At 69.3% G+C, this 18,736-nt stretch carries 13 protein-coding genes; 7 read left to right on the top strand and 6 right to left on the bottom strand.

Annotated elements, in window-relative coordinates:
- The first annotated feature begins 247 nt into the window (after positions 1-247).
- The 4 genes from LZ199_RS44065 to LZ199_RS44050 all read left to right on the top strand — a co-directional run bounded on the left by LZ199_RS44065 (position 248) and on the right by LZ199_RS44050 (position 7,065).
- Positions 248-2,425, top strand: coding sequence for a hypothetical protein (locus LZ199_RS44065; protein WP_253999838.1), 2,178 nt, complete (start codon positions 248-250; stop codon positions 2,423-2,425).
- Between the two features lie 129 nt (positions 2,426-2,554).
- A complete protein-coding gene (locus tag LZ199_RS44060) occupies positions 2,555-4,471 on the top strand; it encodes a HEAT repeat domain-containing protein (RefSeq protein ID WP_253999837.1) in 1,917 nt (638 codons plus the stop codon).
- 54 nt (positions 4,472-4,525) lie between these two features.
- Positions 4,526-6,295, top strand: a complete 1,770-nt coding sequence (locus tag LZ199_RS44055; protein WP_253999836.1) for a hypothetical protein — start codon at positions 4,526-4,528, stop codon at positions 6,293-6,295.
- A gap of 50 nt (positions 6,296-6,345) precedes the next feature.
- Positions 6,346-7,065 carry a hypothetical protein gene (locus LZ199_RS44050; protein ID WP_253999835.1) on the top strand — a complete coding sequence of 240 codons (720 nt, stop codon included), beginning with the start codon at positions 6,346-6,348 and terminating at the stop codon, positions 7,063-7,065.
- Between the two features lie 104 nt (positions 7,066-7,169).
- On the opposite strand, the gene LZ199_RS44045 is transcribed toward LZ199_RS44050, so the two are convergent.
- The 5 genes from LZ199_RS44045 to LZ199_RS44025 all read right to left on the bottom strand — a co-directional run bounded on the left by LZ199_RS44045 (position 7,170) and on the right by LZ199_RS44025 (position 12,832).
- Positions 7,170-8,912, bottom strand: coding sequence for a DUF885 domain-containing protein (locus LZ199_RS44045; protein ID WP_253999834.1), 1,743 nt, complete (start codon positions 8,910-8,912; stop codon positions 7,170-7,172).
- Between the two features lie 22 nt (positions 8,913-8,934).
- Positions 8,935-10,251: an amidohydrolase gene (locus LZ199_RS44040; RefSeq protein ID WP_253999833.1), complete on the bottom strand. Its 1,317-nt coding sequence runs from the start codon at positions 10,249-10,251 to the stop codon at positions 8,935-8,937.
- 99 nt (positions 10,252-10,350) lie between these two features.
- A complete protein-coding gene (locus tag LZ199_RS44035; protein WP_253999832.1) occupies positions 10,351-11,439 on the bottom strand; it encodes an SDR family oxidoreductase in 1,089 nt (362 codons plus the stop codon).
- Positions 11,440-11,518: 79 nt separating this feature from the next.
- Positions 11,519-12,064: a TetR/AcrR family transcriptional regulator gene (locus LZ199_RS44030; protein ID WP_253999831.1), complete on the bottom strand. Its 546-nt coding sequence runs from the start codon at positions 12,062-12,064 to the stop codon at positions 11,519-11,521.
- A gap of 84 nt (positions 12,065-12,148) precedes the next feature.
- Complete coding sequence (locus LZ199_RS44025; RefSeq protein ID WP_253999830.1) at positions 12,149-12,832, bottom strand: spermidine synthase family protein; 684 nt, start codon at positions 12,830-12,832, stop codon at positions 12,149-12,151.
- Positions 12,833-12,990: 158 nt separating this feature from the next.
- On the opposite strand from LZ199_RS44025, the gene LZ199_RS44020 reads away from it, so the two are divergent.
- Both LZ199_RS44020 and LZ199_RS44015 read left to right on the top strand, forming a co-directional pair.
- A complete protein-coding gene (locus tag LZ199_RS44020; protein WP_253999829.1) occupies positions 12,991-13,581 on the top strand; it encodes a sll1863 family stress response protein in 591 nt (196 codons plus the stop codon).
- Positions 13,582-13,738: 157 nt separating this feature from the next.
- Positions 13,739-15,130, top strand: a complete 1,392-nt coding sequence (locus LZ199_RS44015) for an eCIS core domain-containing protein (protein WP_253999828.1) — start codon at positions 13,739-13,741, stop codon at positions 15,128-15,130.
- 63 nt (positions 15,131-15,193) lie between these two features.
- On the opposite strand, the gene clpB is transcribed toward LZ199_RS44015, so the two are convergent.
- On the bottom strand, positions 15,194-17,818 hold the full coding sequence (gene clpB / locus LZ199_RS44010) for an ATP-dependent chaperone ClpB (RefSeq protein WP_253999827.1): 2,625 nt from the start codon (positions 17,816-17,818) through the stop codon (positions 15,194-15,196).
- Between the two features lie 238 nt (positions 17,819-18,056).
- Between clpB and LZ199_RS44005 the strand changes: the two genes are divergently transcribed.
- Positions 18,057-18,587 carry a hypothetical protein gene (locus LZ199_RS44005; RefSeq protein WP_253999826.1) on the top strand — a complete coding sequence of 177 codons (531 nt, stop codon included), beginning with the start codon at positions 18,057-18,059 and terminating at the stop codon, positions 18,585-18,587.
- The last annotated feature ends 149 nt before the right edge of the window (positions 18,588-18,736 follow it).

Here is an 18,736-nt window from a genome sequence, read left to right as displayed (position 1 = left end):
CGGGCCTCGAAGCCTCGAGGCCTTGGGCTCGTTCGTCGTTTCGAGGCAGGCCGTCGTGTCGCGTGGAGGCTGTTGCCTCGCAGGCAACGCCCCCCGGTCGCCGTGTTGCTCCCAGGTCCTCGTCTGGGCGCCGGTCTCCTCCCGTCCCCGAGTGAGCCGCGCGCGGCACAGCGTGTGCTCTGTGGCTGCGCGGGCCGAGCCCGAAGCCGGCCCCACACCAAGGACGAAGCTGCATATGACCAAGGGGATGAAAGTGGGTCTGTTGGGGAGCCCGCTGCGTTGGGCCGGACTGTCCGTGACGATTCTGGCGGCGCCGGCGAGTGTCGCGGCGCCGTGCGCGACGCCGGTGCTGGAGCAGTGCGCGAACGTGGACTACCGCTCGAGCAGCTGCGGGCAGGCTTTCGACGCGTATTGCCAGGGCCTCACGGAGACGGCGTGGAAGGCGCGCTGGGAGCAGTCTCCCAAGAAGGTAGCGCTGTTGCCAGAGGAACTCGGTGGCAAGACGGCGACGGTGGGCACGCAGCCCGTCACGCTGGGCGTCACCCAGTTCAGCGGCATGGACCAGAGCCTCGCGGGCCAGGTACTCAAGGGCCAGGTGCTCTACCGCAAGCGGCTGGAGAACCTGACGAAGGCGGAGAAGGCGTACCGCACCCAGCTGGAGGCCTGGGACAAGAACGGCACGCAAATCACCTCGTGCCAGGAGTTCGTGGACGAGAAGTACCTGGGCTACAGCCGCTTCGAGCGGCTGGCGGGTCAGTACGGTGACGACTACCGCGCGCTCTTCAACGCGGCGTACGGCGCGGACGGCATCGCGAACCGCACGCTGTACAGCAAGGACCAGAGGAAGCTGGCGCCCATCTGGGCGGACCAGACGGTGGCGAAGAACGCGTACTTCGAGTTCTCGCCGGGCCCGTACCCGGACGGCATCAAGGGCTACGAGTTCACCAGCGAGGCCGCGTACCTGGCCAACAACGAGCAGGCCCGCAAGTGGGCCACGCCGACGGACGCCTGGCACGAGTCGATGAGCAAGCAGCTGGTCAAGACGGCCGACGACGTGCTCACCGTGCGCCAGGAGGAGCAGGAGGTCTTCACCGCCTTGCTGCGCCAGCGCGAGGCCGTCTACGCCGAGTGGCAGCAGGCCGCCGCCCTCTACAAGCGGCAGGACCGGGACCCGAAGGAGCTGAACAACGCCGTGGGCGAGCATCTCTACGCGCTCGACAAGGCCATCGAGGAGCGGCTGGTTCAGGCCCAGGAGAAGGGCTGCCTGGACAGCTCGAAGGTGACGTCCTGCGACTGGAGTCCGCGTCGCTACAAGGGGCAGCTCGACGCCGCCATGGGGCCGCGCCGCGCCGCGGACCTGCAGGCCTGTCTGAACCTGACGGGCAACGACTTCAGCGAGGGGAGCTTCGTTCGCAACGCGCAACTGCTGAAGATCTCCACGTTGAAGGAGAAGGACTACACGCTCAACTCCACGCTGCTCACCCAGTACCTGAGCATCTACGGCCAGTACATCGCGAAGCTGGATGCGCCGGTGGAGCCGTCCACGGGCGTGGTGCGCCACGGCGGTGAGCACGGCGACAGCGGCTACTCCGGCGACAGCACGTTCGGCGGTGGCTACGACTACAAGGCGGGCTGGGAAGTCACCGCGCCCGGCGGCGACCTGAAGGCGAATTCGTTCGGGCTGACGGGGCCGTGGTGCGACTACAACGCTCGCGTCTACGCGGAGTTCAACGCGTACGCGAATGTGTTCGGCTCCCCTCGGTTCGAGGTGGTCCACGTCGGCGGCGAGGCGGGCACCGAGGGCAACGGCATCCGGCTGAAGCTGGACGCTCGCGTGCTGACCCTCTCCGTCTACAGCCACGACCGGAACTACCCGCTGCGCATGACCTTCGCGGAGGACAAGCCCTTCTACAAGAGCGACGCGGCCAAGGCCTCCACCACCTTCATGGTGTGGTTCATCCCCGTCACCGTGTCGGGCGGTGTCTCCGCCGAGACGGGCATCAAGATCTCCCTCGGTGGCGCCATCACCCGTGACTGCGCGGCGGACCTGCTGGGCGTGGACATCTTCGGCATCATCACCCCGTACCTCACCGCCAACGGCTTCGCGTCGGTGGGCATCGGCATCCCGGGGCTCCAGGCGGCCGTGCGCGGTGAGGTGACCATCACCCGCGTGAATCTGCCGCTGTACAGCGATGTCGGCATCTACCTGAGCTCGCCCTCGCACCCGACGAACCCGAACACGCTGTTCCTGCGGCTCACGTCGAAGCTCGATATCGAGGCGCGCTTCCTGGATGGCCGCATCCTGCTCTACGCCGAGCTGGGGCCTCTGTCCGCGGAGTTCCCCGTCTTCACGTGGAGCGGGTTCGGCATCAAGCACAACATCTACACGCAGCAAGTCACCGTGCCGATGGCCCAGATCTTCTAGCCATCCGCGCAGGTCTGGAGCCGGCTCCTCCCGTCGAGGCGGAGCCGGCCCCGCTGTCGCCACCCCGATGCAGGTGTGTCGGGGTGGCTTCTTCCTGGTCCTCTTCAGTTCCGATTCCTGGAGTCCTTCATGCGTCGCCCGAGGCTCGCCGTCCGCACGGCCGTGCTGTCCACCCTGCTGCTCACCGGCTCGCTGTCCGCCTGGTACTTCACGCGCGCCACCGCGCCTGTCGCAGACACCTCGGCCGTCGTGAGCGACTCGCGGCTGCCCCTGTACCAGTGGACGCTGGGGGAAGAGCGCGTCTATCGGCTCGTCTGGGACGACCTCCAGCGCGTGTCGATGTCCCTGGCCGCCGCCGGCGAGTCCACGACGATTGATGGCACGCTGCACCTGGAGGGCTCGCTCGCGCTCCAGGCGCTGGAGGTGCGCCCCACCGGCACGCGGCTGCGCCTGACGCTGAAGTCCCTGGAGCGGCACGAGGCCATGCTGTCGGGCCAGGCGCTCCTCCCCGATGCCGCCACCGTGGCGACGCATCTTCCGTCGTCCGCCTCCGCGTGGGTGGAGCTGGACGCCCGGGGCGCGCTCCTGGCCGTGCGCTACTCGGAGGCCGAGCCGCCCATGTTCCGTCAGCTCACGCAGACGCTGGCGGCCGAGCTGTTCCCCACCGAGCTGAAGGACGCCTCCGAGTGGAGCGCCGTCGAGTCCACCCAGACGGGCGACGTGGAGGCCAGCTTCCGCTTCGAGGGCGACGGGGACGCGCGGCTGACGCGCCGTCGCTCGCGCTACCAGAAGCTGCGGGCCGCGGGCGGCACCACGCCCTTCCAGCAGGACCTCCGCTCGCTCACGCGCTTCGAGCGCACCCCGGACGGGCGGCTGGCGGGCGTGTTCCATGACGAGTCCCTGGACGCCTCGCGCTCCGACGGCGGCGCGCTGATGTCGCGGCGGATGCGGCTGCGCGTGGAGTTCGCCTCCCGCGAGCTCAAGCCGCTCGTCGCGACCAGCGAGGTCAAGTCCATCATCCGCCAGCCCTCGCAGATTGCCTTCGAGGGAGACCCGGAGATAGCGCTGCTGCGCAGCCAGGCCGATGGAATGACCATCGACCGCGTGCTCCAGGTGCTCTCCACCGCCACGAGCCCGGAGGCCATCGCGGGCCTGGACGGCTTCGTGCGCCGCGCCATCGCCGCGCTCAAGCTGGAGCCCGAGCGCACGCGGGAGCTGTCGGGCGTCTTCCTGCGCAAGGGCGTGTCGCCCGGGCTGCGCGAGCTGACCATGGACCTGCTGGCGGGGGCCGGTCATGCCGAGGCGCAGGCCACGATGCGCGAGCTGCTCCAGTCGCCGGTGGCCCGCGAGCACGAGGCCGCCTTCGCGTTCATGGTGCAGCGCGCCGGCTTCCTCAAGGAGCCCGAGCCGGAGACGGGGCGGATGCTCACAGCGATGCATGCCCAGGCCCGCGCGTCGAACGACGTGGGCACGGAGCGGGCATCCCTGTACGCCCTGGGCGGCGTCGTCTCGCACCTGCCCGAGGGCGATCCGGCGGTGGCGGCGTACATGCGCCCGCTGGAGGACGCGCTGCGCGATGCCCGCGATGACGAGGCGCGCCTGCATGCGCTGCGCGCGCTGGGCAACACCGGCCAGGAGTCCGTGCTGGACCAGGCGGGGCCCCACCTTCGCGCGGACTCGGCGGAGGTGCGCGCCGCCGCGGCGGGCTCACTGCGCAAGGCGCCGCAGGAGGTGGCCACCCGCATGCTGCTGGACTCGCTCGGCTTCGAGAAGGAGCGCATCGTTCAGTCCGCGCTGCTCGACGCGCTGGATGCGCGCACGCTGGACGCGGCGGACCTGGAGCGGCTGCGGGCCTGGGTCGTCTCCGGCCAGCTCGCGTCCGGCGCGGAGTCCACGCTCCTGAACGTCATCACCCACCGGCTCGACGGCAGCGCGCCCATCTACCAGATGCTCCAGGCCCTCGCGCTGCGCCCGGGACAGCAGTCCTCCGTGCGCGCCCGCATCATGTCCTTGATGGCCCAGTCCTCCGCGCAGCGCGACGGCTGAGCCACCGCTTCCCTTCGCCTCCTGTCTCAATCACTCCAAGCATTCGAGGTCTTCATGAAACGCATTCTGAACAGGCTGGGCCTGCTGGCCTTGCTCTGCCTCTGGTGGACTCCGGTGGCCCAGGCGGACGTCCTGGACGACGTCTGGCGCGGCACTAACGTGCGCCTCAACGCGGCGCGCATCCACGTGAAGGGCAACGACTACGCCACGGGCTACTGGCTGCTGCCCAAGGCGTCCGGCACGTTGAACCTCAACGTCCCCGCGCGCGACTTCGGCATCAACTCGAACGTGGTGCTGCGCATGACCGGCTCGCGCTCCGGCAACATCCTGACCTGGACGTTCGACGAGACGCTCTCGACGCCCTACTACCTGGGCAGCGCCAACAGCGTCACCCGCGTGCGTGGCACGCTGAAGGCCCTGGCCCGGCAGGTGCGCGGAGCGGATGACCCGTTCTGTGCCCACTCCGCGTGTCCGCACAACGTGGAGCTGCTGCTGACCTCCGGCAGCCAGGTCTGGGTGGATGGCTACACGGACATCGTCTTCAAGTTCGACTGGACCGAGCCCGTGTCGGTCCGCCAGTTCGTGGCCTACGCGGGCATGCCCCGTCCCCGACTGTCCTCGGTTCGAGTGCTGACGTCCACCAACCGCTGCCAGTCGCCGGACCCCACGGAGCTGGTGGGCGAGGTGACGCTGAGCAGCGCCGCGCCCACGGGTGGCGCGCTGGTGGAGCTGATGAGCGTGGATGCGAGCGTGGGCGTGCTCAACGTGCGCGTCCCCGAGGCCCAGCGCACCGCGCGCTTCGCCATGCGGCTGCCCGCGGGCTGGTCCGGCCCCACCGTCATCCAGGCCTCGTCAGGCGGAGTCAACCAGACGCTCCGGGTCGCGCTCTTCCGGTGTGTCGTCGTGCTGTTCCCCTTCAAGGCCTGGCTGACGTTGCCGGCGTCCGCCATTCCCCGCTACCTGCTGAACGGGGGCTCGGTGGTGGCGCGACTGGCGAACCAGGAGTCGGACTCGCTCATCACCACGAAGGACACGTATGCGCTCCACGAGGTGCTCAAGGCGAACCGCGTGGAGGTGAAGGGCGTCAGCGGCAGCGGCGACGTGTTCGGCACCGCGTACACGTCCAAGGGCCCCAGCGCGTTCCGGCTGAAGGCCAGCACGGTGAAGTCGGGCGCGGAGGTGTGGGTCGACGGCTACGAGGCGCTCCTGGGCAACGCGCATGGCACCCCGCTGGTGCGCTGGCCGGATGACAAGGACACCGTGTACCTGGTGGACGAGGTCGGCCCCATGAAACACCAGGGCCTGGCCGGGCTCGCTTCGGGTCGCATCTTCTTCAACGCCCTGGGCGAGGCCGCGTCGACCGTGGCGACGAGCAAGGGCGCGCGCGCGGTGCGCATCGTCGGCAAGGAGTCCCACGTCCTGGTGGACCAGGAGTCGGAAGTCACCGCGCTCAACGACGTGGGCATGGTGCTGGGGACGGCGCGCACCTCCGACAAGAAGCAGAGGCCCTTCCGCTGGTCCCAGAAGGACGGCGCGCAGTGGCTGCCCCTGCCCGAGGGCTTCGTGTCCGCGAAGGCCGTGTCCCTCAACGCGAGCGGCTGGGCCGTGGGCACCGCCACCTCCGAGGATGGCAAGACGCAGGCGGCCTTCATCTCCACCCCGGACGGGAAGAAGAGCGTTGCCTTGTCCCAGGTGGCTCCCGTGGAGCTGACCAAGGCGGGTTACCGCTTCGTGGAGGCGCTGGCGGTCTCCGACGACTTCGAGGTCCTGGTCCGCGCGGTGGATGGCGAGGGACAGACCGTGCACCTGGTGCTGCGCCCATGAGCGACGCCGACACCGTGCTCCCTTCGACTCTGCGAATGAGGAATCCCATCGTGAACCTGAACTCACCCCTGCGGGGGCTGTTGATGCTGTGCATGGTCGTCATGGCGGGCTGTGGAAGCTGCCAGGGAAGCAACCCGAGCTGCGACCCCAGCCAGGCGGGCACGCAGGGCTGCGCGTGCCGCACCGACTCCGCGAGCTGCAACGCGGGGCTGGCGTGCAACAGCGGGACGTGCGTGCCGTGTGGCGCCGAAGGCCAGGAGTGCTGCGTCGTCAGCGCCACCGGGACGTGCAGCGGCTCGCTGATGTGCGTGATGGAGTCGGGAGGCGAGCTGTGCCGCAACTGCGGTGATTTGGGTGAGGCGTGCTGCAACTCGGCCAGCGGTCAGATGTGCAACCCGGGAGGCAACTGCGTGGGTGGCAGCTGCCGGTCCGTGACGGGCGGAGCGTGTGACCCCTCGGGCGCTATCTTCGTCGTGGGCATCCAGGACATGAACCTCTGCGCGGTGCGCACCGTCGAGGTCCGCGCGACGACGGCGGCGAACGCGATGACGTGCGCGACCACCAGCGGCATGCTCAACGCGGGCGAGTCGTTCTTCGAGGTGCCGAATACGCCCATCACCGATTACGAGATGTGCGTGGAGACGTCGGCGGAGGGGCGGCGCACCACGTCGGTGAGGGCCTTCGGAGACTTCGAGGCCCGGCGTTGCGCCCTCTTCACCCGGTGCGGGAGTGACGGCTGCCTCAGCATCTTCCCGGGGCGCTGCATGTAGCCGCCGGGGAATGAGGAGCACGGGCGTCTTGGGGGACGCGCGTGCTCCCGCGAGTCGCGGCGAGGGTCTTCCGGCCCGGAGGCCCTCGTCGCGGCACGCGGTCCTCAGCGCAGGAGCAGCCGCCGCACCAGCGGAAGGGGGAGGCTTCCCTGGGCGACGAAGGCGTCATGGAACTGCTTGAGGCCCTGGCCCTTCGCGGCCTGGTAGTCCTGGGCCAGGCGCTGCACCTCCAGCTTGCCGAACGTGTAGTAGAGGTACGTCGGGTTGTAGGCGCCGCGTCGGGCCTCCTCGTGGGCGTTGGCCGGCTGCTGGAAGCACTTCTCGACGAACAGACGCGCGGCCTCCTCCACCGTCCAGCCCGCGGTGTGCAGCTTGATTCCGGCCACGTAGCGGCAGTCGCGCAGCAGGGCCTCGGAGAGCTGTGCCAGGCGCAGCTTCGGGTCGCCGTTGCCGAAGCCCTGGTCCAACATCATCTGCTCGGCGTAGTGGGCCCAGCCCTCCGCGTTGCTTCCCACCGCGACGAGCTTGCGGACCTTGGTGGGGAAGCGGGGCGCGTAGAGGAACTGGAGGTAGTGGCCGGGCCAGACCTCGTGGATGTTGATGACCGACACGACGGGCGCGTTGTAGAGGCGCAGGTGCTCCTCCTTGTGCTTCGCGTCCCAGTCGGGCTCCACGGGCGTGACGTAATAGAAGGCCTCGCTGGCCTTCTGCTCGTAGGGCCCGGGCGTGTCCATGGAGGCGAAGGAGCCCGAGCGCGCATACGGCGGTGTCTCCTCCACGTGCGGACGCACCTCCGAGGGGATGGTGACCAGGTCCTTGGCGACGAGGAACTCGCGCACGCCCTCCACGGAGCGGCGCACCGTGGGGATGAGCTCCTGGGCCGTGGGGTGGTCCACTTCAATCCTGGCCATCACCTGGGCCGGCGAGAGGCGCGGGTCGATGCGCTTCGCGGTGGCCACGAAGTCGCGGTAGTCCTTCTCCAGATTGGCCTCGCCGCGCGCGAGCAGCTCCGGCAGGGGCAGGTCAATCATCTCCTCGTAGCGCAGCTTGGTGAGGAAGCGCTCCTCGCCCAGCGCGTACTTGCCGGTGGAGCGCTGCAGCAGGTCCTTCTCCAGCCATTGTGCGTAGTCCTTCACGGCGGCCACGGCGGCGCGGTTGGCCACGAGGAACGAGGACTGGAGCACGGCGTCGTTGCCCGCGGCGTCCTTCGCCCACGTCGCCACCGAGCCCTCGAAGAAGCCCACGGAGCCCTTCGCCATGCGCAACGCCAGCTCGGTGAACTCGCGCGGCGGCGTCTGGACGTTGGCCTTGCCGGCCGCGAAGACCGCGGGCACGGCCTTCAGACGCGCAATCACCGAGCGCAGCCGCTCGATTTTCGGCGCGAAGTCGCGCTTCATCAGCCCGTCGATGGCGCCGCCCGGCAGCCCCGCGTACAGCATGGGGTTGTGCTCCCAGCTCCGGAGCACGCTCAGCTCGTAGTGCTCCGCGAGGAGCTGGCCCTCCAGGGCCTCCGCGTCGATGGTGTCGTCGAAGGAGAGCGCGCCCTTGTCCACGGCGCGCAGTCGCGCGAGCAGGGTGTCCAGCTCGCGGATGCGGGCCTCGATGCGCGGCCGGCTCAGGTCCTCCAGCCTGTTGTCGTAGGCGTGAAGCCCCACCGCCGTGCCATTGGAGGGCGAGAAGTCGAACGAGGCCTCGAAGACGGTGTCCACCAGCTTCGAGAAGTTCTCGGGCGGATGGGCACCCCCTGACGAGGACTCGGGGGCGGAGGCGGGCACTTGCCGCGCGCAGGCGCAGAAGAGCCAGCAGGCGGAGAGGAGGAGCGCGCGTGCGAGGGCGGCTTTGGGCATGCCGCCGTTCTACCAAGGCGCCTCAGGGCTTGCCCAAGAGCTCCAGGGCCGACGTTGTCAGTGCGGTGACACCCGTGCGCAGCGTGCGCTCCCGGTCCGGGATGAAGCCGGAAGAATGGAGAGAGGGGAGCGGCTCACCGCCCGAGCGGGACTGCGTGAAGCGCTGGGGCTCCACGGCGCCGAGCCAGAGCATCACCGCGGGGACGCCCGCGCGGCCGTACTCGGAGAAGTCCTCGCCGCCCATGACGGGCTGGGCCTCGCCCACGTTCTTCTCGCCCAGCACCCGCGTCACGGCGTCGGTGAGGCGGCGGGTGAGCGCCGGGTCGTTGTAGGTGGCGGGCGTGCCCTCGGTGACTTCGACCTTGGGCGGACGGGGGGCGCCGGAGACGAGGGCCTCGCCCTTCGCGACGCGCTCGATTCCGTCGAGCAGCGCCTTGCGCACCTCCGGCTTGTACGAGCGCACGGTGAGCTGGAGGCGCACCTCGTCCGGGATGATGTTGTGCTTGGTGCCGCCCTGGATGGCGCCCACGGTGATGACGCCGGGCTCCAGGGGATGCTTCTCCCGGCTGACCACGGACTGGAGCGCGAGCACGGTGCGCGCCGCCATGACGATGGGGTCCACGGTGGTGTGGGGATACGCGCCGTGGCCGCCCTTGCCGTAGAGGGTGATGTCCACCGAGTCCACGTGCGCCATCGCATAGCCGGCCACGTACTCCACCCGTCCGGCGGGAGCGGCGGTGGTGTTGTGGAGGGCCACGGCGAAGTCGGGCTTGGGGAAGCGCTTGAAGAGGCCGTCGGCCAGCATCTTCCGAGCGCCCGCGCCCACCTCTTCCGCGGGCTGGCCCACCAGCATCAGCGTGCCGCGCCACTGGTCCTTCTTCTTGGACAGCAGCGTGGCGGTGCCCAGCCACACCGTCATGTGCACGTCATGTCCGCACGCGTGCATCACCGACACCGGCTGGCCCTCGGGGTTCTTCACCGTCACCTTGCTCGCGTAGGGCAGACCCGTCTTCTCCTCCATGGGCAGCCCGTCCAGGTCCGTGCGCAGCATGACGGTGGGGCCCGGCCCGTTGCGCAGCAGCGCGACGACGCCCGTGCCCCCGACGCCAGTGGTGACGTCGAAGCCCAGCTTGCGCAGGCGCTCGGCGAGCTTCGCGGCGGTCTTCTCCTCCTGGAACGACAGCTCCGGGTTCTGGTGCAGGTCCCGATAGAAGGTGTCCAGCTCCGGGTAGAGGCCGTCCAGGCCCCCCAGCACGGCGGAGGGCTGCGCCGCGAGTGCACGCCCCACGGGCGCGGTCAGGAGGACGACGAGCAAGGCCAGCAGGGAAGGGCGGTTCACCAGGAGGTCTCCGGTCCGTATCGAGGGCGGCGCCACTACACCACAGGACAGGGCGCTCGGTGCGAGGAGCGCGCGGAGGCCTGCTCCGGACAGGTGGGGTCAGGCGGGACGGACCGCCGCGGCGCGAGCCCGCTCGATGTCAGGGGCGAAGTGGGTGGCGCGCAGGAAGTCGAACCAGCGGTCCATCACCGTGTGCACAGGAGGCAGCTCCACGCCCATGCGTCGGGCCAGCGCGAGTGCGGGCTCCACCGGGTAGCGGGCCGTGTCGAGGAAGCCGAGCGACTCCGTGGCCGCGCCGAGCAGTCGCTCCGGCAGCCAGCGCACCCACGAGACGGGCAGGGTGAAGCGCGGTGCCCGTCGACCGGAGCGCTCCGCCGCCCACCGGATGAGCTGATGGAGGGGAGGCGTGCTTGGATCCATCAGCGTGTATTCCTGCCCGCGTGTCTCGGGAAGCTCCGCCACGCCAGCGAGGAACTGGGCCAGGGTGTCCACGGCCACCACGGGGACGAAGGTGTCTGGAGAGCCCAGCAGCACGGGCATCGTCCCCGCGTGGACGCGCTGCAACGTGTCCCCGAGGCCCAGGCTCTGCACCGTGGCCCCGGTGCGGCTGTCACCGATGACGGTGGACGGGTGCACGGTGGTGACGGGAACCCCGAGCCGCGCGGCCGTCTCCAGCGCCACCTGATGCGCGAGCGCCTTCGAGGCCTCATATGCGCCAGGGCCCGTGAAGCCCAATGGAGGCGCGGGGACGACTTCGCCCGAGGCGTTGAGGCGAGGACCGATGCGGTAGCCGCCCACGAGGACGAGCCGGCGCAGGGACGGCAGTCGGGAGGCCAGCTCCACCACGGCTCGGGTGCCCTCCACGTTGGTGCGCCTCGCCTCGTCAGCGGGCAGGTGCCAGGCGAAGCGCGCGCCCATGTGGAAGATGTCGCGCACGCCATGGAGCGCGTGTTCGTCCTCGACGCTCAGCCCCAGGCGCGGTGCATCCAGGTCACCTTCAAGGAACACGAGCCGCTCCGGAGCCCCTCCCAGCGCGGCCACCCAGTCCCGATACCCGTGAGCCCGCGCCTCCGCGTTGCGCGACAGCAGCGCTACCCGCTGCCCGCGCCGCGTGAGCTCCGGCACGAGCCAGCGCCCTATCAATCCCGTGGAGCCGATGACGAGCGCATCCGGTGACGACATCTTCATGATGACCTCGGTATATATAGACCAGTCTACATATTATGGAGCCGAGCCAACGCGGCCCATCCGCGTTGACTCAGGCCCGCTATCGGTCCAGCGAGAGCAGGCGCTCCAGTTCCTTCGACAGCTCCTCGACGGGAGCGCGGCTGCGGTGGGCGCGCATGAGCAGCAGCGCGCCTTCAATGGAAGAGAGCAACAGGGCCGCGCGTCGCCGCGACTCGGTGGGCGTGAGGCCCTCCGCGCGGAGCCGCTCGGTGAGGAGCTGTTGCCAGGTGCTCAGCGCCTCGGCGGCGGCGGCGCGCACCGGCTCAGGGGTGGCGCCCGAGGAGAGGACCACGGCCGACACGGGGCAGCCCTTCTCGAAGCCTGACGCCTCCGCCCGGTCCGCGAGCGTGGCCAGCGCGCGACGCAGCCCGAAGACGAGGCCCTTCTCGCTGACGAGGTGCTCGCCCAACACCCGCGTGACTTCCAGGGAGGACGCCTGGAGCGCCTCCACCGCGAGCTGCTCCTTGCCGCCCGGGAAGTGGAAGTACAGCGACCCGCGAGGCGCCTTGCCGGCCTCCAGCAGCTCCTGGATGCCCGCGCCCGCGTACCCCGAGCGCTCCAGCATCTCCGCCGCCGCGGCGATCATCCTCCTCCGTGTGTCCTCTCCCTTGCTCACGAGGAGATGAATATACCGGTCATCATATTCTGTCGAGCCCTTCTGGGGCCCGACTCAGCGACGGCCCCTGCCCAGCTTGCCGATGAAGAGGACATGGCGGGGGCCCTTGGTGCCGTGGGCGTGGGGGTGGAGGACCTCGACGGTGAAGCCGCACTTCTCCATCCGGCGCTCGAAGGCGGGGGCGGGGCCCGCGCTCCACACCGCGAGCGTGCCTCCGGAGCGCAGGGCACGCGCGGCGGTGGAGATGCCACGCAGGCCGTAGAGCCCCTGGTTGTCGGGGTGGGTGAGGGCGCTGGGGCCGTTGTCCACGTCGAGCAGGATGGCGTCGAAGGTGGCCGAGTGGTGCGCCATCACGTCGCCAACGTCCCCTTCGATGACGGTGACGCGTTTGTCCTCGAGCGGAGCCCCGGCGAGGGGCGCCAGGTTCGGGCCCCGGTTCCAGGCGACGACGATGGGCAGCAACTCCACGACGGAGACGCGGACGCCTGGGCCCACGGTGTCCAGCACGGCGCGCAGGGTGTAGCCAAAGCCAAGCCCTCCGACGAGCACCCGCCCGGTTCCAGCCGTCACCACTCCAGCGCACCCCGCCTTCGCGAGCGCTTCCTCCGAGCCGTGCATCCTGCTGGACATCAGCGTCTGGCCGCGCACACGCAGGACGTACTCGTCCGCTCGGCGGACCAGGGTCAGCTCCCCCACGTCCGGCAGGTTCGCGCTCTCGAGTGTCTCCCAGGGCTTCATGGGCACGGCTCTTCGCTCGGAGCCGGCCCGGGGTCAAGCACCGCGCACGACACGCCAGCCCCTCGTTCCTCCGCCTGGGCGCGCTGCCGGGCTCCGTCCCCGTCCATACCCTCGCGGAAAGCCGTCATCGAGCGGCGCGATGGAGGAGGCACTCAGACATGAACGAGCGCGAGGCATATCTAAAGAAGATGGACGCCGAGAAGCAACGAATCGACGCGCGAATCGCGGAGGTCGAGGCGCAGTCCGACATCCGCCAGGCGGACGACGAGCTGAAGGAGCTGCGAGGCGTGAAGGAGCGACGCGAGGCCTTCCACCGCAAGCTGGAGGAGTGGCGGCAGCGCGGCACGGAGGACTTCGAGCGGGGCAAGCAGGAACTGCTCCGGGTCTGTGACGACACGAACAAGTCCCTGGTCGACGCGGAGGAGAAGGCGGGCGTCAGGCGCGCGACCTACGAGCGCAAGCGCGAGGCGGAGCTGCGCGAGCTGGGCGCGCAGTTCGATGCCTGGGAGTCGAACGTCTCCCAGACGCGGGCCGAGGACTCGCTGCTCACGAAGCAGGAACTCCAGTTCCTGCGCGGCTCCTTCAAGAGCACGGGGGATGCGCTGCGTCGCCTCATGTCCGCGAAGGGCGGTGAGTGGTCCCGCCTGCGCCAGGACTACGAGGCTTCCTGGCGGGAGCTGATGGAGAACTCGCGCAAGATTCGCTCGGACAGCGCGGACGCGTCGCAGTCGCCGCCTTCTCCCTCTTGAGCCCGTGGACGGAGACGTGGGGAGGCCACCCTCCACGTCTCCTCTTCGGAAAGGACCTGCCCCGGCGTGAAGCCGTCGGACGCGCGCGACACCCGGGGCATCCTGTCAGCCCCTGAATCCCGCGCGGTACATTGCGCGTCTCGACGGGAGACCTCGCATGGGCGCGTTCATTCAGGAGTCGCTGTCCACGCGGGATGAGTCACCGTCCGCTCCAGCGGGTGCCACCCAGGGGGGAAGCTCCCGGACACGTGCGCTCACCCAGCTCCAGCAGGCGTTCGATTCATCGCCCCGGGTGGTGGCCCAGGCGAAGCAGGCCCAGACGCTCCAGCGTCGCGCCTCGCCGCGCAACGACACAGGGCTGCCCGACGGCTTGAAGTCCGGAGTGGAGTCGCTCTCCGGAATGTCCATGGACGACGTGCGGGTCCACTACAACTCTTCGGCGCCCGCGCAGCTCCAGGCCCTGGCCTACACACAGGGCTCGGACATCCACGTGGCCCCCGGGCAGGAGAAGCACCTGGCCCATGAGGCGTGGCACGTCGTGCAGCAGAAGCAGGGGCGCGTGCAGCCCACGACACAGCTTCAAGGCGAGTCCCTCAACGACGCGCCGGGCCTGGAGCACGAAGCGGACGTGATGGGCTCGCGCGCCTCGGGCTTGAAGCTGACCGAGCCGATTCAACGCAAGGTGGATGCACCGCTGGGGGCGGGCGGTGCTCCCATCCAGCGCGTGGCGGTGCAGCTCGGCGCGGATGATGATGGAGAAATCACCGAGGTGAACGTGGGCGGCCGCGCGGGCTCGCTCTGGCCCAGTGAGCGCCACCACACCACGCCCTGGCAGTCGTATCTGGACACGCTCGACGGTGAGCTGTCGCGACTGTCCTTCGCCGAGGCGGTCCAGAGCATGAACGGGCTGGACAACCACCTGACGGCCCTCCCGGGCTGGGGCTTGCGCAATGAACTGCAAACCGCCAAGAGGGCGGCGCTGCAGGCGGAGGTCGCGGAGCTGCAGACCCGACGCGCCAACGCCAACGCCCTGGGGGATGACTCACCCCTGCTGGCGATTGCGCTCCAGCGCTACATCCAGCAGTGGTTGGTGGTGCGCAGCAAGCTCCCCCTGGCCCAGGCGGACTTCGGCGGAGGCGCCGGCACGGTGGCGGACGACGCGCTGGTGGCGCGCGACGCGAATACGGGAGGCGACGTCGAAGATGACGACCTCGAGGCCGCGCTGTTCAGCATGTTCGACTTCAAGACGGTCCAGGACACGATGACCGCGTCGGATGGCACCGATGCCGACGAGGAGTACGAAATCTTCGGATTGGACCCGACCCGCATGGCCACGGCGGGAGTGAGCCTGGATGCCCTCAGGGCCATGGCCTTCCGGCAGCATGCCCTCGCCATCCGCAAGGGCTATCCCACCGCGTTCGGCCAGCTCTATGGCACTGCCGCCAATCCCATCAACGCGATGGTGGCCGCCATGGAGCAGCACTGGCAGGACAACGCCGCCTCGGATTCCGAGGCCGAGATGTCCGACAGCATGTCCGACACTGACTGACCGAAAACGCACGGGGCCCCACCAAGAGACAGTGGAGCCCCGGAGCACGCAAGAGCCCGGCCCTTACTCCGCGCGCTTCACCTTCTTCGCCGTGTCCACCAGCACCTTGGCGAAGGTGAGCCCGGTGGGGCCCGCGTCCGCCTGGATGGTGTCACCCGGGAGGAAGTCGCCGCTGAGCACCTTGAGCGCCAGCGGGTCCAACAGGTTCTTCTGCACCGCGCGCTTCAGGGGCCGCGCGCCGTACGTCGGGTCGTACCCGCGCTCCGCCAGCATCTCCCGAGCCGCGTCCGTCAGCTCCAGCGCCAGCCGCTTGTCGGCGAGCAGCTTGGCCAGCTTGGCGAGCTGGATGTCGACGATGCGGTAGATGTCCTTCTTGCGCAGCGGCTCGAAGATGACGATTTCGTCCACGCGGTTGAGGAACTCCGGGCGGAAGTGGCCGCGCAGCGCGTCCATGACGTTCTCGCGAGTCTTGGCGTCCAGCTCCTCCTTGCCCGCCATGCCCGCCTGGATGTCGGCGGAGCCCAGGTTGGACGTCATGATGAGCACCGTGTTCTTGAAGTCCACGGTGCGGCCCTGGCTGTCCGTCAGCCGGCCCTCGTCCAGAATCTGGAGCAGGATGTTGAAGACGTCCGGGTGTGCCTTCTCGATTTCGTCGAAGAGCACCACCGTGTATGGACGCCGGCGCACCGCCTCCGTGAGCTGACCGCCCTCCTCGTAGCCGACGTAGCCCGGAGGCGCGCCCACCAGTCGGGCCACGGCGTGCTTCTCCATGAACTCCGACATGTCGATGCGGACCATGGCCGTGTCGTCGTCGAAGAGGAACTCCGCCAGCGCCTTCGCCGTCTCCGTCTTGCCCACGCCCGTGGGGCCCAGGAAGATGAACGAGCCGATGGGCCGGTTGGGGTCCTGCAACCCGCTGCGCGCGCGGCGCACGGCATTGGACACCGCCTCAATCGGGCTGCGCTGACCAATCACCCGCTGGGCCAGCCGCTCCTCCATGTGGACCAGCTTGTGGACCTCGCCCTCCATCAGCCGCGAGACGGGGATGCCCGTCCACTTGGCCACCACGGCGGCGATGTCCTCGGAGTCCACCTCCTCCTTGAGGAACTTCTGCTTCTTCTGCAGCTCGGCGAGCTTGCTGTTCTGCGTCTGGACCTCCTTCTCCAGGGAGGGCAGGACGCCGAACTTCAGCTCCGCGGCGCGGTTGAGGTCGCCCTGGCGCTCGGCGGCGACCTGGTCGTTCTTCACCTTCTCCAGCTTCTCCTTCAGCGTCCGGATGGCGGCGATGGCCGTCTTCTCCGCGTCCCAGTGGACCTTGAGCGCGTCGAAGCGCTCGCGCAGGTTGGCCAGCTCCTTCTCGATGGCCGCCAGGCGCTCCTGCGAGTGCGGGTCCGTCTCCTTGCGCAGGCCCTCCTTCTCAATCTGGAGCTGCGTCATCTTCCGGCGCATGTCGTCCAGCTCGGTGGGCATGGAGTCGATTTCGATGCGCAGGCGGCTGGCGGACTCGTCGATGAGGTCGATGGCCTTGTCCGGCAGGAACCGGTCGGAGATGTAGCGGTGGCTGAGCGTGGCGGCGGCCACCAGCGCGCTGTCCTGGATGCGCACGCCGTGGTGCACCTCGTAGCGCTCCTTCAGGCCGCGAAGGATGCTGATGGTGTCGTGCACGCTGGGCTCGCCCACGAAGACGGGCTGGAAGCGGCGCTCCAGGGCCGCGTCCTTTTCAATGTGCTTGCGGTACTCATCCAGCGTCGTCGCGCCAATGCAGTGCAGCTCGCCGCGCGCCAGCGCCGGCTTGAGCATGTTGCCCGCGTCCATGGCCCCCTCGGCCTTGCCCGCGCCCACAATCGTGTGGATTTCGTCGATGAAGAGGATGACCTGCCCGGCCGCGTCGGCGACCTCCTTGAGCACCGCCTTGAGCCGCTCCTCGAACTCACCGCGGAACTTGGCGCCGGCCACCAGGGCGCCCATGTCCAGGGTGATCAGCTGCTTGTTCTTCAGGCCCTCGGGCACGTCGCCGTCGATGATGCGCCGCGCCAGCCCCTCGGCGATGGCCGTCTTGCCCACGCCCGGCTCGCCGATGAGCACCGGGTTGTTCTTCGTGCGCCGGCTGAGCACCTGGATGCAGCGGCGAATCTCCTCGTCGCGGCCGATGACGGGGTCCAGCTTCCCCGCGCGCGCCGCCTCCGTGAGGTCCCGGCCGTACTTCTCCAGCGCCTGGTAGGTGGACTCCGCGTCCTGGCTCGTCACGCGCCCGGAGCCGCGGACCTCCTTGAGCGCGGCCACCACCCGTTCACGGGTGATGCCGGACGCCTTCATGACCTCGCCCGTCGTGCCCTTGTCCTGGGTCAACGCGAGCAGCAGGTGCTCGGAGGAGATGAACTCGTCCTTGAGCGCCTTGGCCTCGTCGTCCGCCTTGTCGAACGTCTTCAGCAGGCGCTGGCCGAGCATCGCGCTCTCGCCCCCCTGCATCTTGGGCAGCTTGCCCAGCGCCTCGCCCAGCCGGGACGAGAACAGCTTCACGTCCGCGCCCAGCTTGCGCAGCAAGGGGTCGACGATGCCGTCCTTCTGTCCCAACAGCGCGGCGGCCAGGTGCTCCGGCTCGTACTGGGGATTGTCGGCGCGGCGGGCCAGCGTCTGGCCTTCCGTGATGGCTTCCTGCGCCTTCACCGTGAACTTATCGAGTCGCATACACTCAACGTAAGAGTCGACTCGGGCTTGGCAAACGGCTGGGCTTAATTAACGCGTGGCGTCACCCCTGCGCCGGAAACGGAATACTTTGGACTCCTGGTAGCGGCTGGGTTTTCGAGGTGCTTGAGTTGCCAGCAGGGTGGAGGCTCGGTTATAGGCGGCGCCCACCTACGGGGGGCTGAACCTGGAAGCGCACGGCGGCTATCTCATTCGACTCGAAAGCTTCAACGGGCTGGAGTTGCTCCGGCAGGCCCGTGAGGCGCTGCGGCTGGACGGTGCCTCGGGCGCCACCGGCCTGCAGGTGTCGGTCAATCGGCGCCGCAAGGTGGTGCGACTGGCCTACGTGGCCCCCTTCACGCAGGGCCGGCCGGGGGCGCACTGGTATGCGGCGCACCATGCGCTGCCCCGCCTGCTGTCCCGGGCGGCCAACGCCACGGTGCACGTCTACGTGTTTGATCCAGACGAGGGCGAGCAGGTCGTCGCCTACGGCAACGGACGGCGCGTGGGGGGCGAGCGGGTGGTCTACGACCGCGTGGAGCTGCCCGAGGGCCGTCCCGAGGACCTGGACGAGGCGGCCTTCCTGCACATGCAGTCCCGCTGGCCCATGGGGCACCTGGCGCACGTCTTCGGGCTGTCGCGCAAGGAGCTGCTGCGGCTGCCTCGCGCCGAGCTGGGGCGGGTGTTGTCGCTGGAGGAGGAGTCCTCGGCGGACGTGGAGTCCGCGCTGGAGGCCCTGCTGCCGGGCGGCGTGGCACCCCACGCCCCCTGACGTGCCGCGGGACAGCTAGCCGCAATGCCGGTCAGTTAGGGCGGGGGCGTTTCACCCACTTCTTGTCGTAGTTGCTCATTTTTATCTTTACGACTCGTGGGTAGCGCCTCTCGCTCCTTCGTTCCGGGAGTAGAAGCAGTCCCAGGTGC

Source organism: Myxococcus qinghaiensis (genome assembly GCF_024198215.1).
GTDB classification, from domain to species: domain Bacteria; phylum Myxococcota; class Myxococcia; order Myxococcales; family Myxococcaceae; genus Myxococcus; species Myxococcus qinghaiensis.
The sequence above is the reverse complement of the archived record's forward strand: the minus strand, read 5'-3'. Positions and strand labels throughout refer to the sequence as shown.